Genomic DNA, 17931 nt, shown 5'->3' on the forward strand with positions numbered 1-17931 from the left:
ACCTCGCGTATTCCGCCTGCATTCCAGTGACGGACCATACCTATAAATTGTTATTTGCCTATACCTTACGCTTCAACCATCGAACTCAGAAACACAGGAATCATGTCCGACAAGGTCTTAAAACTCGGTATTCCGGCGGGAAGTTTACAGGAATCGACGGCGGAATTATTCAAACGCGCCGGATACGTCATCAAATTTTCTTCCCGGTCCTACTACCCGACGATCGACGATGATGAAATCGAGTGTCTGCTGATCCGGGCCCAGGAAATGGCCCGTTACGTCGACCAGGGAATTCTGGACGCCGGCATCACCGGTCACGACTGGATCCTCGAGACAGGAGCAGACGTTCAGGAAATCTGCGAACTGCAGTTCTCCAAAGTCAGCCGCCGCCCCGTTCGCTGGGTACTCTGCGTTCCCGAAGATTCCCCCGTGCAATCCGTCAAAGACCTGGAAGGCAAGCGAATCGCCACCGAAGTCGTCGGCATGACCCAGCGCTACCTCGAACAGCACGGTGTGACCGCGAAAGTTGAGTTCTCCTGGGGTGCGACCGAAGTCAAACCTCCCAAACTGGCCGATGCGATTGTGGAAGTCACCGAAACCGGTTCTTCCCTGCGGGCCAATAACCTGCGGATCGTGGAAGAGCTGATGCAGAGCACGACCCGCTTCATCGCCAACAAGCAGGCTTACGAAGATCCCTGGAAGCGCGAGAAGCTCGAAAACATCGCGATGATGCTCGAGTCCTGTCTGGCTGCGGAAGGCAAAGTCTGCCTGATGATGAACGTGGTTCGTACCGATCTGGAAAAGGTACTCAACCTGCTGCCCGCGCTGCAGAAGCCGACCGTCTCTTCATTGTCCGACCCCGACTGGGTGGCCATCAACACCATCATGGAAGAATCGGTAGTACGCTCAATTGTACCGAAACTGAAATCCGCCGGTGCATGCGGTATCGTGGAATACCAGATTTCCAAAATCATCGACTGATTCCAACCCGGAGAACAGTCCCGGCTCAAACAGGAAAACAGCATGCCTGTCACCGTGATCAAAGTCGGAGGAAGCCTGTTCGATCTGCCGGACCTGAAAGATCGACTGGTGAACCTGCTGTCAGAATTGAAGGATCCCCAACCGCTGCTGCTGGCCGGGGGCGGTCAAGCAGCGAACCTGGTGCGGGACTGGGATCGGATCTATGATTTACCTCAAGGCAACTGGCATTCCCTGGCGATTCAGGCAATGCTGCTCAATAACTCCCTGCTCTGTTATCTGCTACCTGATGCGCGACTCGTGCTCAATATCAAAGAAGCAGAGCATCTCTGGCGGGTGGGTCTGACGCCAGTCTTATCCATCAACGACTACTTAGTTGACACGCAGTCAGAAGAGTATGCTGACCTCCCCACTTCCTGGGATGTAACCAGCGACTCGATCGCCGCCTGGATCACACTCACCTGGCCGGCAGATGAACTGGTTTTACTGAAGTCTGTCGACTTGCCGGATACAGTAACGACGGATGACCTGTCTGCTCAGGAATTGGTCGACCCATATTTCCCGAAGCTGGCGGATAGTCTGCCGTGCCTGCGCTGGTGTAACCTGAGATCCACAGAGGAGACGCTTCAACTGGCGACAGTCACCAGGGGCAACAGTTTCCAGAGCAGAAACGCCACCGGCCCTGCATAAAGGGGACTGTCCAGCAGATCGAGCAGGCCTCCGAAGCCGGGCAGCAGTTCCGCAGAATCTTTTTTGCCGACATCCCGCTTGATCAGCGATTCACACAGGTCCCCCACGAGACCGACAACGCCGATGATCGCACCGAACAGGATCGACCAGTACCAGGCAGGGGCACTCCAGCTGTCGTTAAACAGGGAGGGAGTGAACTGCAGCCAGAGCCAGGCGCCGAGTGAAGCCCCGAAGATCGCACCGAAGCCGCCCATCCAGGTTTTTCCCGGACTCAGACGGGGCACGAGTTTCTTCTTTCCCCAGAGACGACCAAACGTATAACCGCCGACATCACCCAGCTTGGCACTGATGATCAATGCGCCCAGAGCGAGGTAACCGGTCTGGGGACCCGCGACCCAGCGGAGTTCGGCCAGCATCGCGAGCAGAAAACCGACGTACGAAACGCCCAGCAGTTCGGCTCCCAGAATTTCCATTGTCTGGCCCGGTTCCTGAAAGCGAATTGCATTCTTCAGGAACAACAGCAGCAGGGAAATCGCATAGGTCACCGACAAGAGGGCCAGTGAAAGTGTCTGTGGATCATTCGCGCCGGTCTGCAGTGAAGGAACCAGCCAGGGTAACCAGGCCGCGTTACAGATCAGCAGCGAGAGCAGACAGACCAGCGGATATCCCGGTTTCAAATTGCGGACCGTCAGCAGTTGCGTGATCTCCCAGGTTCCCCGGAGAATCAGGAGCCAGCAGAGTCCCAGTAACCAGGGGGCGCTGCTCCCCGCACGTTGATCGAGATAAAACAGACCAAACAACAGGGGAATCAGAGTTGCGGAAACCAGAAGCCGCCAGCCCAGCATGCTGCGTTATCCTTTCAAACCGCCGAAGCGACGGTCGCGGGCTGCGAAGTCACGGAGTGCCTGCCAGAAATCGTTGACGGAAAAATCAGGCCAGTAGGTTTCAGTCACCCAGAGTTCGGCATAACTGATCTGCCAGAGCAGAAAATTACTGACGCGCATTTCGCCGGCAGTCCGAATTACCAGATCCGGATCGGGCATGCCTGCGGTGTAAAGATGCGAAGAGATCACGTCTTCGTCGATCTCTTCGGCTTTGAGTCCGCCCTGCTCGACTTCACTCACAATCGACTTCACGGCGTCCACGATTTCAGAACGGCTGCCGTAATTGAGAGCGAGACAGAGTTGCATGCCGGTATTATTTCGACTCTCGTCGATTGTTTTGTCGACTTCCGCCAGCACATCTTTGGGCAGGTCTGAGCGACGGCCGATGGTGGAGAAGCGAATGTTCTGCCGCATGATTTCTTCACGTTCGCCGATCACGAATTTTTTCAACAGCTGCATCAGCAGGTTGAGTTCGAGTGCGGGACGCTTCCAGTTCTCACTACTGAGACAATAGAGTGTGAGCTGTTCTATGCCCAGCCGCGTCGATTCTTCTACGACGGTGCGCACGCTGTTGACGCCCTGGCGATGACCTTCGATGCGGGGAAAACCACGACGTGAGGCCCAGCGACCGTTACCATCCATGATGATCGCGATATGCCGGGGCAGTTGGCGGGATTCCAGCCCCAGCGATTCCCCATCCTGTTCCGATATGGCGGGCACAATTTGCCTCACAATGTCTGATGATTGATTGAGTTTGACTTCTGGCCTGCTCTGGCAGACGGCTTGACAAGCGTGGGCAGAATCAGATCTGCCCTGTCTGTTTATTTTGAGCAATTTCGGCAAAAACGCCAAGGCTGCGCGGGGAGAAAGCACAGCATCTTTAAAGAATGAACCGTAGTTCCGGTTTCGTACAGATGTTCCGGGGTTAATTCCCTCCTGAAATCATCTCTGCGAAAAGAATCAGCCGCTGATCTGGACCGATTCGAGTTCTTCAGCTTCGAGGACGGGATCCAGGTAAACGGTTTCTTCCCAGTAAGCGGGTTCGGCCCCCGGAGATTCAATCGACAATTTGACGCGATCCTCAAACACTTCTAAAACTTTAACTACTGTATGTTCCCCAATGAGGATACTCTCATTCGCTTCACGAGAGATAATATGCATTCGCTCGCCTCAAAGAAATTTCAGAATTGAATCTGTGAATTGTGAAAAGTTATTGTGTCGCTCATTTTGACGAAGTGCAATCAGAAGGACAAGCTGAAAGCATTCAAAAAATAAAACGATTTTTAAGGAGGTTTCTTTTGTTCGAATATCACTTGACAAAATTGATTTCAGAATATCTCCGCTTAATTTCATTAGCACATCATCGACATGTCAACGATGCAGCATCATCACAGTGACAAGCGGTCGTACTTAAAAAAGAATTCATCAATTCTACATGCGTGTGACGAGCGCGTTTTTAAAAATAGTATCGGATCGAAAACTATTTTTTCCCCTGCGCGCGTTTGTTGCGAAAGAACTCCTGCAGGATCGTACGACACTCGTCTTGCATCACGCCACTGATGACAACGCTCTGATGATTCAACCGTGGATCATTGGTGATCTCAAACAGTGAATGACACGCACCTGCTTTTTCATCGCGCGTCCCATAGATCACCAGGGGAATGCGTGACTGGATAATCGCCCCTGCACACATCGGACAGGGTTCCAGCGTGACGTATAACACACAGTCACTCAGACGCCAGGTACCCAGCGACTCCGCGGCCTGGGTAATCGCGATCATCTCGGCATGCGCTGTGGGGTCGCTCAAGGTTTCCCGCTGATTGTGTGCGGCCGCAATGATCCGATCCTGATGGACAATCACTGCACCGACGGGAACTTCATCTTCTTCGAACGCCGCCCGGGCTTCGTCATACGCAAAACGCATCCAGCGGGTATGCAGCTGCAGCAGTTCGCGGTCGCCGGGAGTGAATTCGGGTTCGTCGGGTCGATCAATCATCACAGTCACGCTTTTGAATAAGAAGGAGTTACCGTCTGCTGCTCAACATAATCCAGTCCCCGCGGAAAAGGAAGGGGGGCTCTGAGTGAATCTTGCCGGAAAGGAGTATTCTTCCCGACTCTGTTTGAGATTCAGGCAGGAATCCGCTTACAATATTACCGTCACTCTTACTTTTGAAACCTCTCCCGTGAATCATCAAGGTGAACTCCCATGCGCAGCATCGTGATCTGTGTTTCAACGCTGCTGGTCCTCAGCTGTCTGTTGATTATGGCTCCCAAGACTCAGTCTCAGAATCAGTCCAGCGAGAAGCCCCCGGCACTCGACACTAACGTGAAAGCCTTTGGTGCACGTGGAGACGGCACAGCCGATGACAGCGACGCCATCCAGCGGGCCGTCGATTCAAAACAGGGGCAGATCGTCTTTCCGAAAGGGGTCTACCGTCTGACGAAGACCATCACTGTTGACCTCGACAAACTGGGACCGACGTCGATCAGTTCTGACGGCACCGCCACGATTATCATGGCTGGTCCCGGTCCCGCGTTTCGTTTCATCGGCACGCACGAGGGAACCGCCAGCCCGCATACGGTGAAAGAAAACGTCTGGCAGAATCAGCGGTCTCCCATGGTCGATGGACTGGAGATTGTTGGCGATCATGCGGAAGCCTGCGGCATTGAAGCGACGGGCACCATGCAGATCACGCTCACACGATTGACGATCCGTCGCGCGCTGCATGCGATTCACTTCACCAAACGCAATCGGAACGTGATCGTTTCCAACTGCCACCTGTATGAGAACCGGGGAGCGGGCGTGTATTACGATCACGTGAGCATCCATCAGTCGAATATCATCGGCTGTCATATTTCTTACAACGCCGGCGGAGGCGTGGTTGTCGACAAAGGTGACATCCGCAACATTCAGATCGGCACCTGCGACATTGAAGGCAACATGGGGGATGATAACTCGAAGCCGGCAGCGAATGTACTGATCGATTCCGAAGGTGCGATGGTCGGAGAGATCGCGATTGTGGGTTGCACGATTCAACACGATCACAATGCTCCCGGTTCTGCCAACATCCGGATTAATGAAAATGCCCGCATTCGCCCGCACTCCAAAGAACATCGGGACGGAAATATCACGATCGCCGACAATGTGCTTTCGGATGTGCAGACCAATATCGAAATCACCAGTGCCCGGGGCGTGACAGTGACCGGTAACACGATGTGGAAGGGTTACACGCACAACATCCGCGTCGAAGACTGCAACAACATTCTGATCTCGAATAACGTGCTCGACCGGAATCCCCGCTACCACTATGGCGACGGAAGTACGGCCCAGGTCGGTATGCTGTTTACAAACTGTGACGGCTGCACGATCAGCGGCAACCATATCAACGGGACCGGTGATGAGCGGGTTGCCTTTGAAGTGCGCGATTCGCGTCGGATGAATATCGTGGGTTGTTCGATTCTCGATTATTCCACCACGGGACTGCTGCTGAAGAATGTCTCCGACAGTCGCGTGTCAGACTGCCTGATTTCTACCGATCTACCCGACAGCGAGAACGCCCAGGCGCTCGAGATCATCGGCGGTAAGGACAATCAAATCGTGAACAACCTTTATAAAAAGGGATCCCCAAAGTAGAGTCCCTGGTTCACTAGCCACGCCCCCCTCATCGCATCAAAATGAGAGTATTACTCCGATCTGAATCTGATTGACTCAGGTCCGGGTGCTGCTATGATAAGCGGTCCCGCTGGATAACGATCAGGGCGATTTTCTGCAGGAAATCGCCGGTCATTCATATTATTTTTTCCGTCGCTCGAGGAGTGTCTTCATGTCGCAAATGTCACGTCGTAACTTTCTGAAAAAATCGGTTTACAGCGGTCTCTTCATGGGCCTGACTGCCAAGAGCTATCGCTCTACTTTCGCGGCAGTTCCCCCCAGCGAACGTGTGCGGATCGGCATGATCGGCGTTGGTAACCAGGGTGGCCCGCGGAACAACATGAAGTACTTCCTCAACAACATCGAAGCACTGTGTGACCTGGATCAGAATTACCTCGCCGAAGCAGACGCCTATCTGAAGAAGAACGCCAACAAGTCGGCCGTGAAGACAGACGATTATCGCCGACTGCTCGATTCCAAAGACATTGACGCTGTTGTCGTGACCGTGCCTGACCAGTGGCACGCCAAGATGACGGTCGAAGCCTGCCGAGCCGGCAAAGACGTCTACTGTGAAAAACCGCTGACACTCGTCGTTGATGAAGGTCCCGTGATGATTAACGCGGCACGGAAACACAACCGTGTTGTCCAGACCGGAACCATGCAACGCAGCGGCAAGGAATTCAAACTGGCCGTCGATCTGGTGCAGTCGGGTCTCCTGGGTAAGATTCACACCGTGAACGTCACCCTTCCCGGTCCCAACTGGATCGCACGGGCCGGCAAGCCGGTTCCCGACAGTGCACCGCCACAGGGCTTTGACTTTGACCGCTGGCTGGGGCCGGCACCGGAGCGTCCCTACAACAAAAACCGGGTGCACTACCTGTTCCGTTTCTTCTGGGATTATAGTGGCGGTCAGCAGACCAACTTTGGTGCCCACCATCTGGATATCGCCCAGTGGGGACTGGGGATGGATGAAAGCGGCCCCGTGAGTGCAGAAGGATCGGCCACTTTCAATCCCGATGGCTGGTACGAAACTCCCGATACCACCAACATCAAATACACGTACGACAACGGCGTTGTCATGAACTGTCGCCAGGTTCCCGGTACCCCGAGTAAAAAACAGGGAACCGAGTTCGTGGGTGAAAAGGGAAGCCTGTTCGTCTACCGCGGTGGCATCATTGCGAATCCACCTGAGCTGTTGAAAGAAGTTGATGTGCCTAAGATTGTGAACCGTGATGCGAACATCGCGCACGTCAACAATTTTATTGAGTGCATCAAGACCCGCGAAAAGCCGGCCGCTGACATCAGCATCGGACATCGTTCCGCCACCGTCTGTCACCTCGGTAACATCGCCGTGCGGACCGGTAAGAAGATCCAATGGGATCCGAAGCAGGAAACCATCCTAGGCGATGCCGATGCCGCCAAATGGCTTTCGAAGGAATACCGTAAACCTTACGAACTGGTGTAAGGTTGTTAAACCCGCGGTAAAAATTCGCGACGGACAATCATCCCATAGTAATTTCATCCGGTAGGGGCGACCCTGTGTGGTCGCCCGCCGTGATTGACTTTCGAGGGGGCCAGTCATTCGCATCGTTTCTCTGCTTCCTGCGCACGAGTGAATTAAGCTCGACTTTCGCAAGGCGGGTTGGCACACAGGCCAACCCCTACATTGTCTTACCCTACATTGATTTATTTGAGGCAACCGGGTGGCACCGTTGGCTTGTTGTAAAGACCGGACCCATCGGTAACACATGGGCGGACACATGGGTCCGCCCTACCCGCGTGGGTTGTAGAAAAGTGATCACCGTTGAGGAAATTTCGCTGCTGTGCGAATTTCTTAACTTTCTTCAGTAGCGGCCCGATTTTGATTCTGCTTACAATGAGGAAAACGTTCCTCCTGTTTTCCCACCTGATCAAGATCGAGTTTTCTCATGAAAATGCGCTTCCTGTTTTGCACTGCTGTCACCCTCTCTATCCTGATTCTTACCACTGCCGATACCAGCGCGGCTGAAGCGCCGCAGGTGAAAGTCGGTTTCGCCGAGCGTGATATCACGCCGGAGATCGGCATGGAACAGCCGGGCGGTTATGGGAAATCGTTTCATCGTTCGTTTCACGATCCCTGCAAAACGCGGGCGGCTGTGTTTGATAACGGCACCAACGTGGTGGCGGTCGTCAGCCTGGATGCGCTGTTTATCCGCAGAGTCACCGTGGATGAAATTCGTGAACGGGTCGAAGCCAAATGCAAGATTCCGGCGAACTCGATTCTGCTGCACGCGACACATTCACACTCTTCCGGTCCGATGGGCATGATTCTGCCCGGCGAATACGATCATGCTTCGAAATTCGTGCAGGAACTGGCTTATGAAAAATCATCGACGGCTGATACTGCTTACCTGGAAACGGTCGTCAATCAGAGTGTGGAGGCGATCTGCGAAGCGTACAAAAAACGGAGTGCGTCTGAATGTGGAGCGGGAGTGGGGATTGAAGAACAGGTGGCCTTCAACCGCCGGTTCTTCATGCGAAACGGATTGACCTTTACACACCCGCGGCCCGGGAACCCGGATATTGTAAAACCGGCGGGCCCCGTCGATCCGGAAGTTGGCGTGATCGGCGTCTGGGATGAACAGGGACAGCTCAAAGGGTGTATCGTGAACTTCGTGTGTCACGCCACGACCAACCCGGGTGGAATCTCAGCCAATTACATCTATTATGTGGAACAGGTGATTCGCGGCGTCTTCGGGAAAGATGTGACGCTGGTCTTCCTGGCGGGAGCCTCGGGCGATGTGACGCAGGTCGATAACCTTTCGAAATACCAGCGTCGCCCCAGTGAAGAGTCGGCCCGGTTTGTGGGTGGCCGGATTGGTGCCGAGGCGGTGAAAGTACTGCTTTCGATGCCACGCGGCAACTTTAAAACGATTGCCAGCAAAGTCAAAATGCTGGAAATACCCCGCCGCAAACCGACGCCCGAACATGTGGCCGAAGCGGTGGAAGTTGTCAAAGCAGGCCCCGCGAAGTCGAACGCGACTGACTGGATCTTCGCGAAAGAGACCGTCCTGCTGGATGCCCGGCTGCAACAAGAGCCGGTGGCAAAAGTGGAAGTGCAGGCAATCCAGATCGGCCCGGTGGTCCTGCTGACCGACCCCGCGGAATTCTTCTGCCAGTTGGGTCTGGATATTAAAGCAGGCAGTCCGTTTCCGATCACGTTCCCGGTCTCACTGGCGAACGGCTGCGTCGGTTATGTGCCCACGAAAGAGGCGTTCGACAAGAACGGCGGCGGCTACGAAACCCGGCTGACCAGTTACAGTAACCTGGTCACCACGGCGGGTCCGCAGATGGTTGAAGCGGCGGTGGAACTGTCGAAACAGCTGAAGCCGGACGAACAGCCCGAGCGTCCTGCGGCACCGGCGTTTAATAATAATCCGTGGGCTTATGGCAGCCTGGCACCGCAGGTGGATTAGACCGCGAAATCCTTGAAGTTTTTTTGCTACCACGAAAAGCACGAAAGGCGGAACTACTGTTGCTATTCGATAGTTAAAATAACTCTCATTAAACCGGTTTTAGATCATCCTGAATTTATGGTACAGAATCCCAGATTTCTTCAAAAGTCAGTCCGGTGAAACCTGATTGTTCATAACGATATTTGAACTCATCATCCTGATCTTTGAGATCCGAAAATGAAAGAATTTCTGATCTGCTCGTCTCAGGTATTTTGAACAAACTGGATTCAAAGAACCGGTCAGGATGAAAAACATAGTCTCTCAATCTAAGCCGCTTTCCTGAATGCGGTGAATATTTCCATTCAGAGCGGTTTTGATCCAGAGCATTAGGGCACTCAAGAACATTCAATCCATAGAGGGTTTCCCCCTCTAGATCTATAGGCAGAATCTGACCTGCCATTTCGAATAAATCATCCATTTGTTCGTAAACGGAATGATCGAAGACCAACAATCCTGGACAGAGATAGAAAAAGTTTCCCCGGACTAGTTTAGGGGTTTGCACGTAGCATACAACAGGAGACCAGTCTGGTTTTTCAGCGACATCAAAGGTTAGTCGATCCGTAGACCAGATCTCTTGATCAACGGGGGCAATACTCTGAAAAATATTGACGTCTTCACGAACATAAAACACTTTCACCAATATTACCTTCAACTGTCATAAGCGATTATAAGTCCTGGATGATCGTAGTGAATTATCACACCCCAGGACCGATTAGATTGTTTTTACTTTCACCAAGTCTACGCCTCATACACAGTCACTCGAAAGAGTAATTTCTACTACCACGAAAAGCACGAAAGGTTTCTTCTCCAAGACAGAGAAACGGGGAGACACTTGCATTTAGCAACAATCCCCGGGCGTATGGCAGACTGGCAGGTCAAGTGGATTGACTGTTTTTGTTGTTAAGCGGGCTTCGTAACAGTCCTTGTGCCAGTACGATCACGGCGCCTGCCAGGATCAGGTATCCAAGAGGTTTCCCAAACTGAAGAACAAAGATCATGCTTTGGGTATCTTCGAGTTTATTTGCCAGTTCGATCGTTTGCTTTGAATTGGTCCGTATTTTGGGAACCAGGGGGATCAGGACCCGAGAGCCACGTGGCACATTTCGATATTGAACCGGGACTTCGTGAGACGGTTTGGCAAGTTCCCCCATCCTGATGTTACTTAACTGGCCCTCAAATTCTTTTTCTTCCGCCTTCAAGGAATTGATCGTTGCCATCGATCCGAGGATGCAGCCCCCACCCGCGATACATAAAATAATGACCCACTTCCAATTGATCGAATTCAACACCGTATTGGTAACCACAGGTTTTACGGTGTTCATATCACTTTCGACATCACTCATCCAGGCCCCCTCTGTTTGTTGCATTTTCTGACTCACTCAAACGCCAACGCAAGCCACTCACAAACATACACGTTTTAGCATGCAGTCGCAATGATGAATTGAGCGTCGGTGTCTTTGCCAGAGATTTTGTCTATATCGAAGCGAAAGGCGCTCAGAGCGTCGATCAATCCACGGGGGGGGGTATCGGAAACAATCTGATGTTGCCGCAGGCGACAGGAGGTGGATGTGTGAGCGGATGATGGAGCAGGCGCTTGCTTCATTCAACTTAATGCGCTGCGGAAGCTCTGTTTCAGAATGGTTGAGTGAGCTGTGACCTCCTGCTCGCTGCGCTCGGCTCGAATTGCATTCGAGCCCACCCTGGATGTTTTCACTGGTACCATCGGCAGCGGAAGCAGATTGTATGTCCCCAGGCGGGCGGCCACACAGGGCCGCGCCCTACGTCTGTTTTAGAACTCGCGGATTCCCCGAATTACATTCGTCCGACTCGGTGAATATCACGAAAGACGCGAAACGTTTATTCGCCGACATAAATGAACTGGATGGCGTCGGCGATGACGTATTTGCCGTCGGTGCCTGCGTTGGAGATTTTCACCCAGCCTGATTTGCCTTTGACGAAGTGGTAAGTGCCCAGGGTGCGGAAGAGTTTGTCGTGCGGGGGGATCTGCTGCTGGTTGATGCGGATTGTTTTTTCGCCGGCGGCGTGGTGGATCGTGACCGGGGTGTTGGTTGATCTGCGGATGTTGTAGCAGTGCGACATCCGCACTTCGTAGCGGCCGGACTTTGGCAGATCGGGAGTGAAGATGACCGCTTTCTCCCCCTTCCCTTGTTTCTGATCATGCAGGTAGCCGAGACCGACGTAGGGGGGCGTGTGCGTGGAATACTGCCAGGTGCCGACAAGCCTGGCCTGGGTTTCATCGACGACGATGCCGTTCAGTTTTGTGGGATCGGGCACGATGAAGGGGACGAGTTCGGGTTTATCGACCTCGCCGGGAGCATGGGTGTTGGCAACCGCGTCGGGGTGGGGTTTGAGTTGGGGCGTGGGATCGCTGGAATGGATGGGGGGTTGTGAAATCGAGAGGCAGGCCAGCAGGATGGTGAGAATGCTTGTGGGTTTCATGAGCGCTGTTTTCTGTGAGCGGAATTTGAGATGCAAGGTTCCATGACAGGCTTCTCTGGATGACTCAGGCACAGTGGGACGAGCCAACTGTGGCATCTGGTTCTTCTAAATTTGAACGGGTCATACCAAAGTCGTTTCAACCGGGGCTAAGGCCCTGCGGCTAATGGTGTAACCCCTGCTCTGCGTGAGAGCCTGGGGTTGGTTGATCAGTTCAACGTTTTCTTTTACCGAGTTACCGGCGGCTGGCGTTTTGCGGCTCAGGGTGAGGCGCGTTTACTAACCCGTTGCTCTTCTTCTCTGTGATTTCCTGCTCGCTGCGCTCGGACCGAATTACATTCGGGCCCACCTGCGGAATCGTATCTTTGAAACATGAGGAACTAGGCGATTGGTTGTGGCATCAGAACCGGGAGATCGGGTTTGACCTCGGGGGTTTCTTCGGCCAGTACGGTTTCGCAGAAGAATTTCAACAGCTGTTTCAGGTCTTCGTTCTGGACGCTCTCGGCCAGTTCTTCGGCCCGGTCGCGTGACTTGTCGACCAGGACTTCGGCTTTGGTGAAGACATCGCAGGATTCGTAGATTTTTCGCAGCCGGTTGATGCGTGCGTAGTCCGATGGACCGCCGCCGTTGAGAATGTCTTTGAGCTCGGCTTTCTGCTGTTCGTCGCCGGCCTGCAGGGCCAGGGCGAGTAACAGGGTAGGCCGCATCGCGAGGGCGTCCTGACCGGAGATGAGCTTGTTATTGTCGTCGCCGCGCCAGTCTTTGAGGTCGTTCAGAATCTGGAAGCCGACACCGATCTGACGTGAGAAGGAGGAGATGAGTTCTTCGTACTCGCCTGCGGAGCCGGTCATCCGCACGCCGGCATAGAGGGCGGCTTCGAATGCGGGCGACGTTTTGAGTGCGTAGATCTGCAGGGCGTCCAGCGGGGAGAGTTCGAAGGTCTCACTTTCCTGCCAGGCCATTTCAGCCCCCTGCCCTTCACAGAGCTTGAGATGTGCGGCGGCCATTTTTTCGACCAGGTCTGCGGCGGCTTCAGCACCGATGTCGGCCCGGGCCTCGTTGAGCAGCCGGTATCCGATGCCGATCAGGTAGTCGCCGATGTTGATGGCCATGCCGGTGCCGTGCTGACGGTGCAGGGTTTCCTGACCGTAACGGTACTGGTCATCGTCTTCGATGTCGTCATGAATCAGTGATGCTTTGTGGAAGACCTCGATGGCCATCGCGGCTTTCTGCACGCCCAGCGGATAAGTCTGACTGTTGCCTGCTGCCTCGTCCTGTTGTGCCTTGATCAGTGCATCGTAGGCAGCCAGGGTGATGAAGGGCCGGAAGCGTTTGCCGCCATGCTTGAGCCATTCGTAAGCGATGGCTTCGGTCTTGCCCAGCGGTGTGCGGGCGGCGGCTTCGGTTTTCGTACGGAGCGGCGGCAGAATTTCGTCGAAGTGTTCTTCGAACAGCGAGTTGGCGGCCCGCATGGTGGGTAGATAGCTACGGGTCAGCGGCTGTTCGAGTGGTTCGTATTTCTCAAGGACTTCCCAGATCCAGGGCTCGTCCATCTTGGTGTTTTTACAGTCACCTGAATGCAACGGTACGGCGTAGGAAGGAACGCCGGCGATGAGGACTTTGTCGATCGACTTTTCCAGCACATTGAGACAGGCCACCCCGAGGATGCCGTCCACGTAACCGCCGACGATGATCTTGAGGACCACGGGCGATCCTTCGGCGACGAGCACCTTGTAGCCCAGCTTTTCGGCTTTGACTTTGTAGTCGGCAATCGAGCAGGCACCACATTTTTCGCAGTCGAGACCGAACTCATCGTATTCCGCGGGACAGCCTTCGGCGTGTTTCAGGCAGTGCGGCAGGAGGAGCAGGCGGCGTTCGAAGGGAATCGCGAGGAACTGGCGTTTCCAGAAGAAGTTGCCGATCAGCACCATCATGAAGCCGAGGAATTTTTCGGGCTGTTCCATTTCCGCCAGCAGTTCACGCGACCAGTCTTCCAGCATCGCCTTGGTGAAGGGATTGGAGCAGTCGAGACGTTGCACGTACTTCTCGGCTTCTGCTTTCATCTCTTCGCGCAGCGCAAGGGTTTCCGGCACCGCCTTGAGATGGCTGGTACTGCGGCGTTTTCTTTTGACCGGTTTGGGATCTTCGGAAGCACGGCCCTCAGCTTGATCGTGAGCGGGGACGCGTTTGTCTTCGGAACTTTCCTGGTCTAAAGGCGCAATGGACACGGAAGACTCCTCTATGGTTAGTATCTCATTCGAGTGGTAACACAATGAATGTAGAAAATCAGGCTTGAGAACGCAGGTGGGACCTATTTTTCCTTTACGGACATTATAGGGGAATCTGCTGCATCAAGCGACAATCTAAATTTCTCATCCGGACATTTTTTAAAAACCGTTTCCGCCCTTTGTAAGGCAGAAACAGAGAAGATAACTGGATAAAGTTGTTCGAAATACCAGAGCTTGGCGAAGTAAAACCCGATGGGTGTGGTTTCTGTATAGGTGCCTGTTTCGACGCGATCGAGCAACCAGCCCAGCCCCTGTTGCAGGCAGGGATTCTCCAGTGATAGACCCACAGACAACAGGGCATCGACGGCGAGAGCTGTCTCTTCCACGCTGGACGGTGCGCCTTCCGCGCCGCCCCAGCCGCCATCGGAATTCTGTACGCTTTGCATAAACTGGATGGCCTGTTCCGCCTGGGGCGTAGTACGACGTTCTTCATCCGCGTAGGCAGCCAGCACGCGTGCCGTCCCGTAGACCGGGTTCTCGTCCTCGTCGACATGCTGATTACCGAACCAGAGTGGCAGCCAGGATCCGTCTGCGCGTTGTTGTGTGGCCAGATATTTGAAACCGCGTTCGATGGCCTGGGTCGCTCGTTTGCGCAGGGTGCTCTCATCGGCTGTGGCTTCTGTTTTGAGCCAGGCTTCCAGCGCCCGCAGGACGTGTGCCGAGATGTCTGCGGCACTTTGATCGAAGGGGAGCGTTCCCCAACCGCGACAGAAGGTGGGCCAGCCGCCGTTGGAATTCTGCAGATCGAGCAACCAGTTGACGCCGTTCCGCAGAGAGGTCCGCAATTCGGGTGAGGCCTCTTCGGCTTCCTCTGTCTGCAGGTTCAACAGGGCCAGAATGGCGCCGGGGGTATCGTCGGCATCGGGTACGCCGCCGGGCAGATCGGTCCAGGCCCAGCCTCCCGGTTCGGCTGCGGTGTAGGGATGAAGTTCGGTGTATTGCTGTTGGATCAGCCAGTCGCGAATCGGAGCTTTTTCGAATTCCGACAGCGTGCTTTCCAGGGCGTTGACGGATAGCGTCGTCGTCCAGGTGGCGAGGTTCGTGTCGATGGGCCAGCTGCCGTCAGGTCGTACGGAGTCGAGCAGAAACGCGAGTCCTTTCTGTACGACTGGATGATCGACGAGTCCCATGCCGGCCAGGCTCATGGTGACGAAACTGGTCAGCGGGGCGGCTTCGAGGAATCCGCCGTTCTCGGGTTGAATTTCAATCAGCTTTTTCAGACTGCGTTTGACAGACAGCTTGCGGATCAGCCGCAGAAGCGGATTGCGGGGCTTACAGAAGTGGTGCCTGACCTGACCAATGGCGATCAGTGCCGGCAGGGCGTAGCTGACCACAGGAAGCTTGACGGTTTTATAAAAGCGATGCGGCAGACAGGAGAGTTCAAACGGAAGCGCGGGAATGGTTTTCCATTTAACGAGTCCCGCCAGGGCGCAGTGTGTGAGGATCGGCACGGAAAACGTTTTGTCTTTGCCGTAGCGTTCCACGACAGCTTTAACGCCTCCTACCCGGTCGATGTACTGACGGGCGTTGACAACGTGGGAGACATAGTGCTCTGTATTTTTCGTCGCATGAAAGGCGGCGTGACAGAGCATCGTGGTGGAAATATTGCTGAAGCTCTTGACGGTGTCACCCCAGCCGCCATCGGGGTTCTGGTGCCGGGACAGCCAGCGGATGCCCTGTTCGATGTAAATGTCGAGCGAATCATCTTCGGCGGGACGCTGCCGACGGATCATCTCAAGAGCCATGATGGCGGTGGCTGTCGAGAGAGCTGAGGTCGAGAGTTCTCCTTCCCAGTGGCCGGCGGCATTCCGGGCACTCAGCAGGTAATCGCGAACCCGCTGCGAAGCTGCCTGCACGCGTTGGTAGGAGATGGTCTCACTCATTCAGGTCTGTTCCTGCCGGGAGTTTCGTAAAGGAAAGGAGAACGTTTAAATATCGAGTGCATCCAGGTTATCCATCAGGTCCTCCAGCTCTTCATCGGTGGCCTTGGAGACCTTGGAAGACTTGCGGAGACCGACCGACATGCCCACGGCATCGCGTCCGTCCGCCACCAGTTCTGCATCGCGTTCCCGGGCCGCCATCTCGAGTGCATCCGGGGCCCCAAACAGTTTGGAAAGATCAATTTTCAGACCGGCGACTTCACCATCCGCGCCGGCAATGCCCGGCGTTTTATGACCGGGGAAGATAATCGCATTCTCGGGACAGACACGACTGCAGGCCGGACATCCCTTTTTACAGCTGTCCTGCTCTTCAACGAGGATCTGTCCCCCCTGGTCGACGCCGTAAACGCCAAACAGGCAGAAGTCGATGCACTCCATACAGTTCGTACAGAGGCTGTAATCGATGACCGGATACCAGCGGCGTTTGGTCGGTTCCAGTTTGACGTCTTCTGTTGTTTCAGCGGCGTTGTTTTTATCGGCGTTGATGATGTCCAGCGGTTTGAGATACTTTTCCAGTTGCGCCGGCTGAGGGGCGGACTGCAGCATGTCCATCAAGGGGACGGTCTGCACCTGGGATTCGCCAGCGATGCGTTTGATTTCCTGGACGTAGTCTTCCGGTTTGGAACTCACACGGAGGTCGATCGAGTAGATGTGTCGATCGGGGATTGTTTTGTTGCGTTCGGGATTTTCGAAAGGTGCGTTCTGCTTCTGTTCCTCTTCTTCGTCTTCGTCCACTTCTTCTCTGAGCAGGACGTGCCCTTCCTTGCCGCGGACTCCCTGGCGATCCAGGATCCAGTGACAGGCACGGGGATAAAGCCAGGAGAGAATCACCAGATCCCCCCGCAGTGCCTGCAGGAAGAGGGTGCCGGTATGGTCGGCGGAAAGATCGTAGAGATGGGGAACCAGCGAGACTTCGATATCGGGTTCCATCAACAGTGTGGCGGCGAGAGTCTCTTCGAGCTCACGTTTGGCGGGATTTTTCCCCTGAGCCTGAGAGATCACCACTGTTAATTTTTTGTCAGCCATACTGAAAACCTTTTCAACGCGAAACGATACTCAATCCACATCAAATCGTTTCTCAGTTGAGTTGTCCTTTGATGATCCGCTGTGTCTGTTCCCACACACTGTCTAATAGTTGCAGATACTCGGGTGGGGTCAACCACTGGGCATCCGACTCCATCTCAAACAGCCAGCCTTTGTCGTAATTGTCCGACTGATTGATGGCCGAGGGGTCGTTCAACAGTGCTTCGTTAAATTCCAGGATCTTGCCTTCCGAGGGGGAAAACAGGTCAGACAGTGCCTTGGAACTTTCGATCTCCCCGATTTTCTGTTTTTCCCGCACCACGGTAAACGGATCGATAAACCAGTCCAGGAAATAAACATCCTGCAACAGCCGAACCGAGTAAGCCGTAAATCCGACGCGGTAATGGTCCTCCTGCGGCAGTAACCACAGGTGTGACTTACTATAAACACGGTCCTGAGGAATTCGGGCCTCGAAATTCCCCATCATAAAGACAAGATCGTCAGGCATGGTTGGATTGTGCTGTG

16 protein-coding genes are annotated in these 17931 nt (G+C 54.2%); 5 read left to right on the top strand and 11 right to left on the bottom strand.

Annotated elements, in window-relative coordinates:
- The first annotated feature begins 102 nt into the window (after positions 1 to 102).
- Positions 103 to 981: an ATP phosphoribosyltransferase gene (hisG, locus tag FYZ48_RS09360; protein ID WP_149339647.1), complete on the top strand. Its 879-nt coding sequence runs from the start codon at positions 103 to 105 to the stop codon at positions 979 to 981.
- A gap of 42 nt (positions 982 to 1023) precedes the next feature.
- Complete coding sequence (locus FYZ48_RS09365; protein ID WP_149339649.1) at positions 1024 to 1668, top strand: amino acid kinase family protein; 645 nt, start codon at positions 1024 to 1026, stop codon at positions 1666 to 1668.
- Here the strand turns inward: FYZ48_RS09365 and FYZ48_RS09370 are convergent.
- The 4 genes from FYZ48_RS09370 to tadA all read right to left on the bottom strand — a co-directional run bounded on the left by FYZ48_RS09370 (position 1605) and on the right by tadA (position 4548).
- The gene (locus FYZ48_RS09370; RefSeq protein WP_149339651.1) at positions 1605 to 2513 is read right to left on the bottom strand and encodes a phosphatidate cytidylyltransferase; all 909 of its coding nucleotides are present in this window, start codon (positions 2511 to 2513) and stop codon (positions 1605 to 1607) included. The genes FYZ48_RS09365 and FYZ48_RS09370 overlap by 64 nt on opposite strands.
- A gap of 6 nt (positions 2514 to 2519) precedes the next feature.
- Positions 2520 to 3272 carry an isoprenyl transferase gene (locus tag FYZ48_RS09375; protein ID WP_145189818.1) on the bottom strand — a complete coding sequence of 251 codons (753 nt, stop codon included), beginning with the start codon at positions 3270 to 3272 and terminating at the stop codon, positions 2520 to 2522.
- Positions 3273 to 3512: 240 nt separating this feature from the next.
- Positions 3513 to 3713 carry a carbon storage regulator gene (locus tag FYZ48_RS29795; RefSeq protein ID WP_145042924.1) on the bottom strand — a complete coding sequence of 67 codons (201 nt, stop codon included), beginning with the start codon at positions 3711 to 3713 and terminating at the stop codon, positions 3513 to 3515.
- A gap of 319 nt (positions 3714 to 4032) precedes the next feature.
- Positions 4033 to 4548, bottom strand: a complete 516-nt coding sequence (gene tadA, locus FYZ48_RS09385) for a tRNA adenosine(34) deaminase TadA (protein ID WP_145042926.1) — start codon at positions 4546 to 4548, stop codon at positions 4033 to 4035.
- 210 nt (positions 4549 to 4758) lie between these two features.
- On the opposite strand from tadA, the gene FYZ48_RS09390 reads away from it, so the two are divergent.
- From FYZ48_RS09390 to FYZ48_RS09400, 3 genes are all read left to right on the top strand, one after another.
- A complete protein-coding gene (locus FYZ48_RS09390) occupies positions 4759 to 6186 on the top strand; it encodes a right-handed parallel beta-helix repeat-containing protein (protein ID WP_149339653.1) in 1428 nt (475 codons plus the stop codon).
- A 190-nt stretch (positions 6187 to 6376) separates the two neighbouring features.
- Positions 6377 to 7669 (top strand): Gfo/Idh/MocA family protein, encoded by a 1293-nt coding sequence (locus FYZ48_RS09395; protein ID WP_149339655.1) that lies wholly within the window; start codon positions 6377 to 6379, stop codon positions 7667 to 7669.
- Between the two features lie 463 nt (positions 7670 to 8132).
- Complete coding sequence (locus tag FYZ48_RS09400; RefSeq protein WP_187781945.1) at positions 8133 to 9659, top strand: hypothetical protein; 1527 nt, start codon at positions 8133 to 8135, stop codon at positions 9657 to 9659.
- Between the two features lie 115 nt (positions 9660 to 9774).
- Here the strand turns inward: FYZ48_RS09400 and FYZ48_RS09405 are convergent, their stop codons facing one another.
- The 7 genes from FYZ48_RS09405 to FYZ48_RS09435 all read right to left on the bottom strand — a co-directional run bounded on the left by FYZ48_RS09405 (position 9775) and on the right by FYZ48_RS09435 (position 17914).
- Positions 9775 to 10335 carry a hypothetical protein gene (locus FYZ48_RS09405; protein ID WP_149339658.1) on the bottom strand — a complete coding sequence of 187 codons (561 nt, stop codon included), beginning with the start codon at positions 10333 to 10335 and terminating at the stop codon, positions 9775 to 9777.
- 238 nt (positions 10336 to 10573) lie between these two features.
- Positions 10574 to 11065 (bottom strand): hypothetical protein, encoded by a 492-nt coding sequence (locus tag FYZ48_RS09410; protein WP_149339660.1) that lies wholly within the window; start codon positions 11063 to 11065, stop codon positions 10574 to 10576.
- Between the two features lie 490 nt (positions 11066 to 11555).
- Complete coding sequence (locus FYZ48_RS09415; RefSeq protein ID WP_149339662.1) at positions 11556 to 12158, bottom strand: golvesin C-terminal-like domain-containing protein; 603 nt, start codon at positions 12156 to 12158, stop codon at positions 11556 to 11558.
- Positions 12159 to 12535: 377 nt separating this feature from the next.
- The gene (locus FYZ48_RS09420; RefSeq protein WP_149339664.1) at positions 12536 to 14383 is read right to left on the bottom strand and encodes a polyprenyl synthetase family protein; all 1848 of its coding nucleotides are present in this window, start codon (positions 14381 to 14383) and stop codon (positions 12536 to 12538) included.
- Between the two features lie 83 nt (positions 14384 to 14466).
- A complete protein-coding gene (locus FYZ48_RS09425; protein WP_149339667.1) occupies positions 14467 to 16326 on the bottom strand; it encodes a prenyltransferase/squalene oxidase repeat-containing protein in 1860 nt (619 codons plus the stop codon).
- Positions 16327 to 16371: 45 nt separating this feature from the next.
- Complete coding sequence (locus FYZ48_RS09430) at positions 16372 to 17409, bottom strand: ATP-binding protein (RefSeq protein WP_149339669.1); 1038 nt, start codon at positions 17407 to 17409, stop codon at positions 16372 to 16374.
- Between the two features lie 52 nt (positions 17410 to 17461).
- A complete protein-coding gene (locus FYZ48_RS09435) occupies positions 17462 to 17914 on the bottom strand; it encodes a glycine cleavage system protein H (protein WP_145042946.1) in 453 nt (150 codons plus the stop codon).
- Positions 17915 to 17931: the final 17 nt, after the last annotated feature.

The organism is Gimesia chilikensis (assembly GCF_008329715.1).
Lineage (GTDB): Bacteria > Planctomycetota > Planctomycetia > Planctomycetales > Planctomycetaceae > Gimesia > Gimesia chilikensis.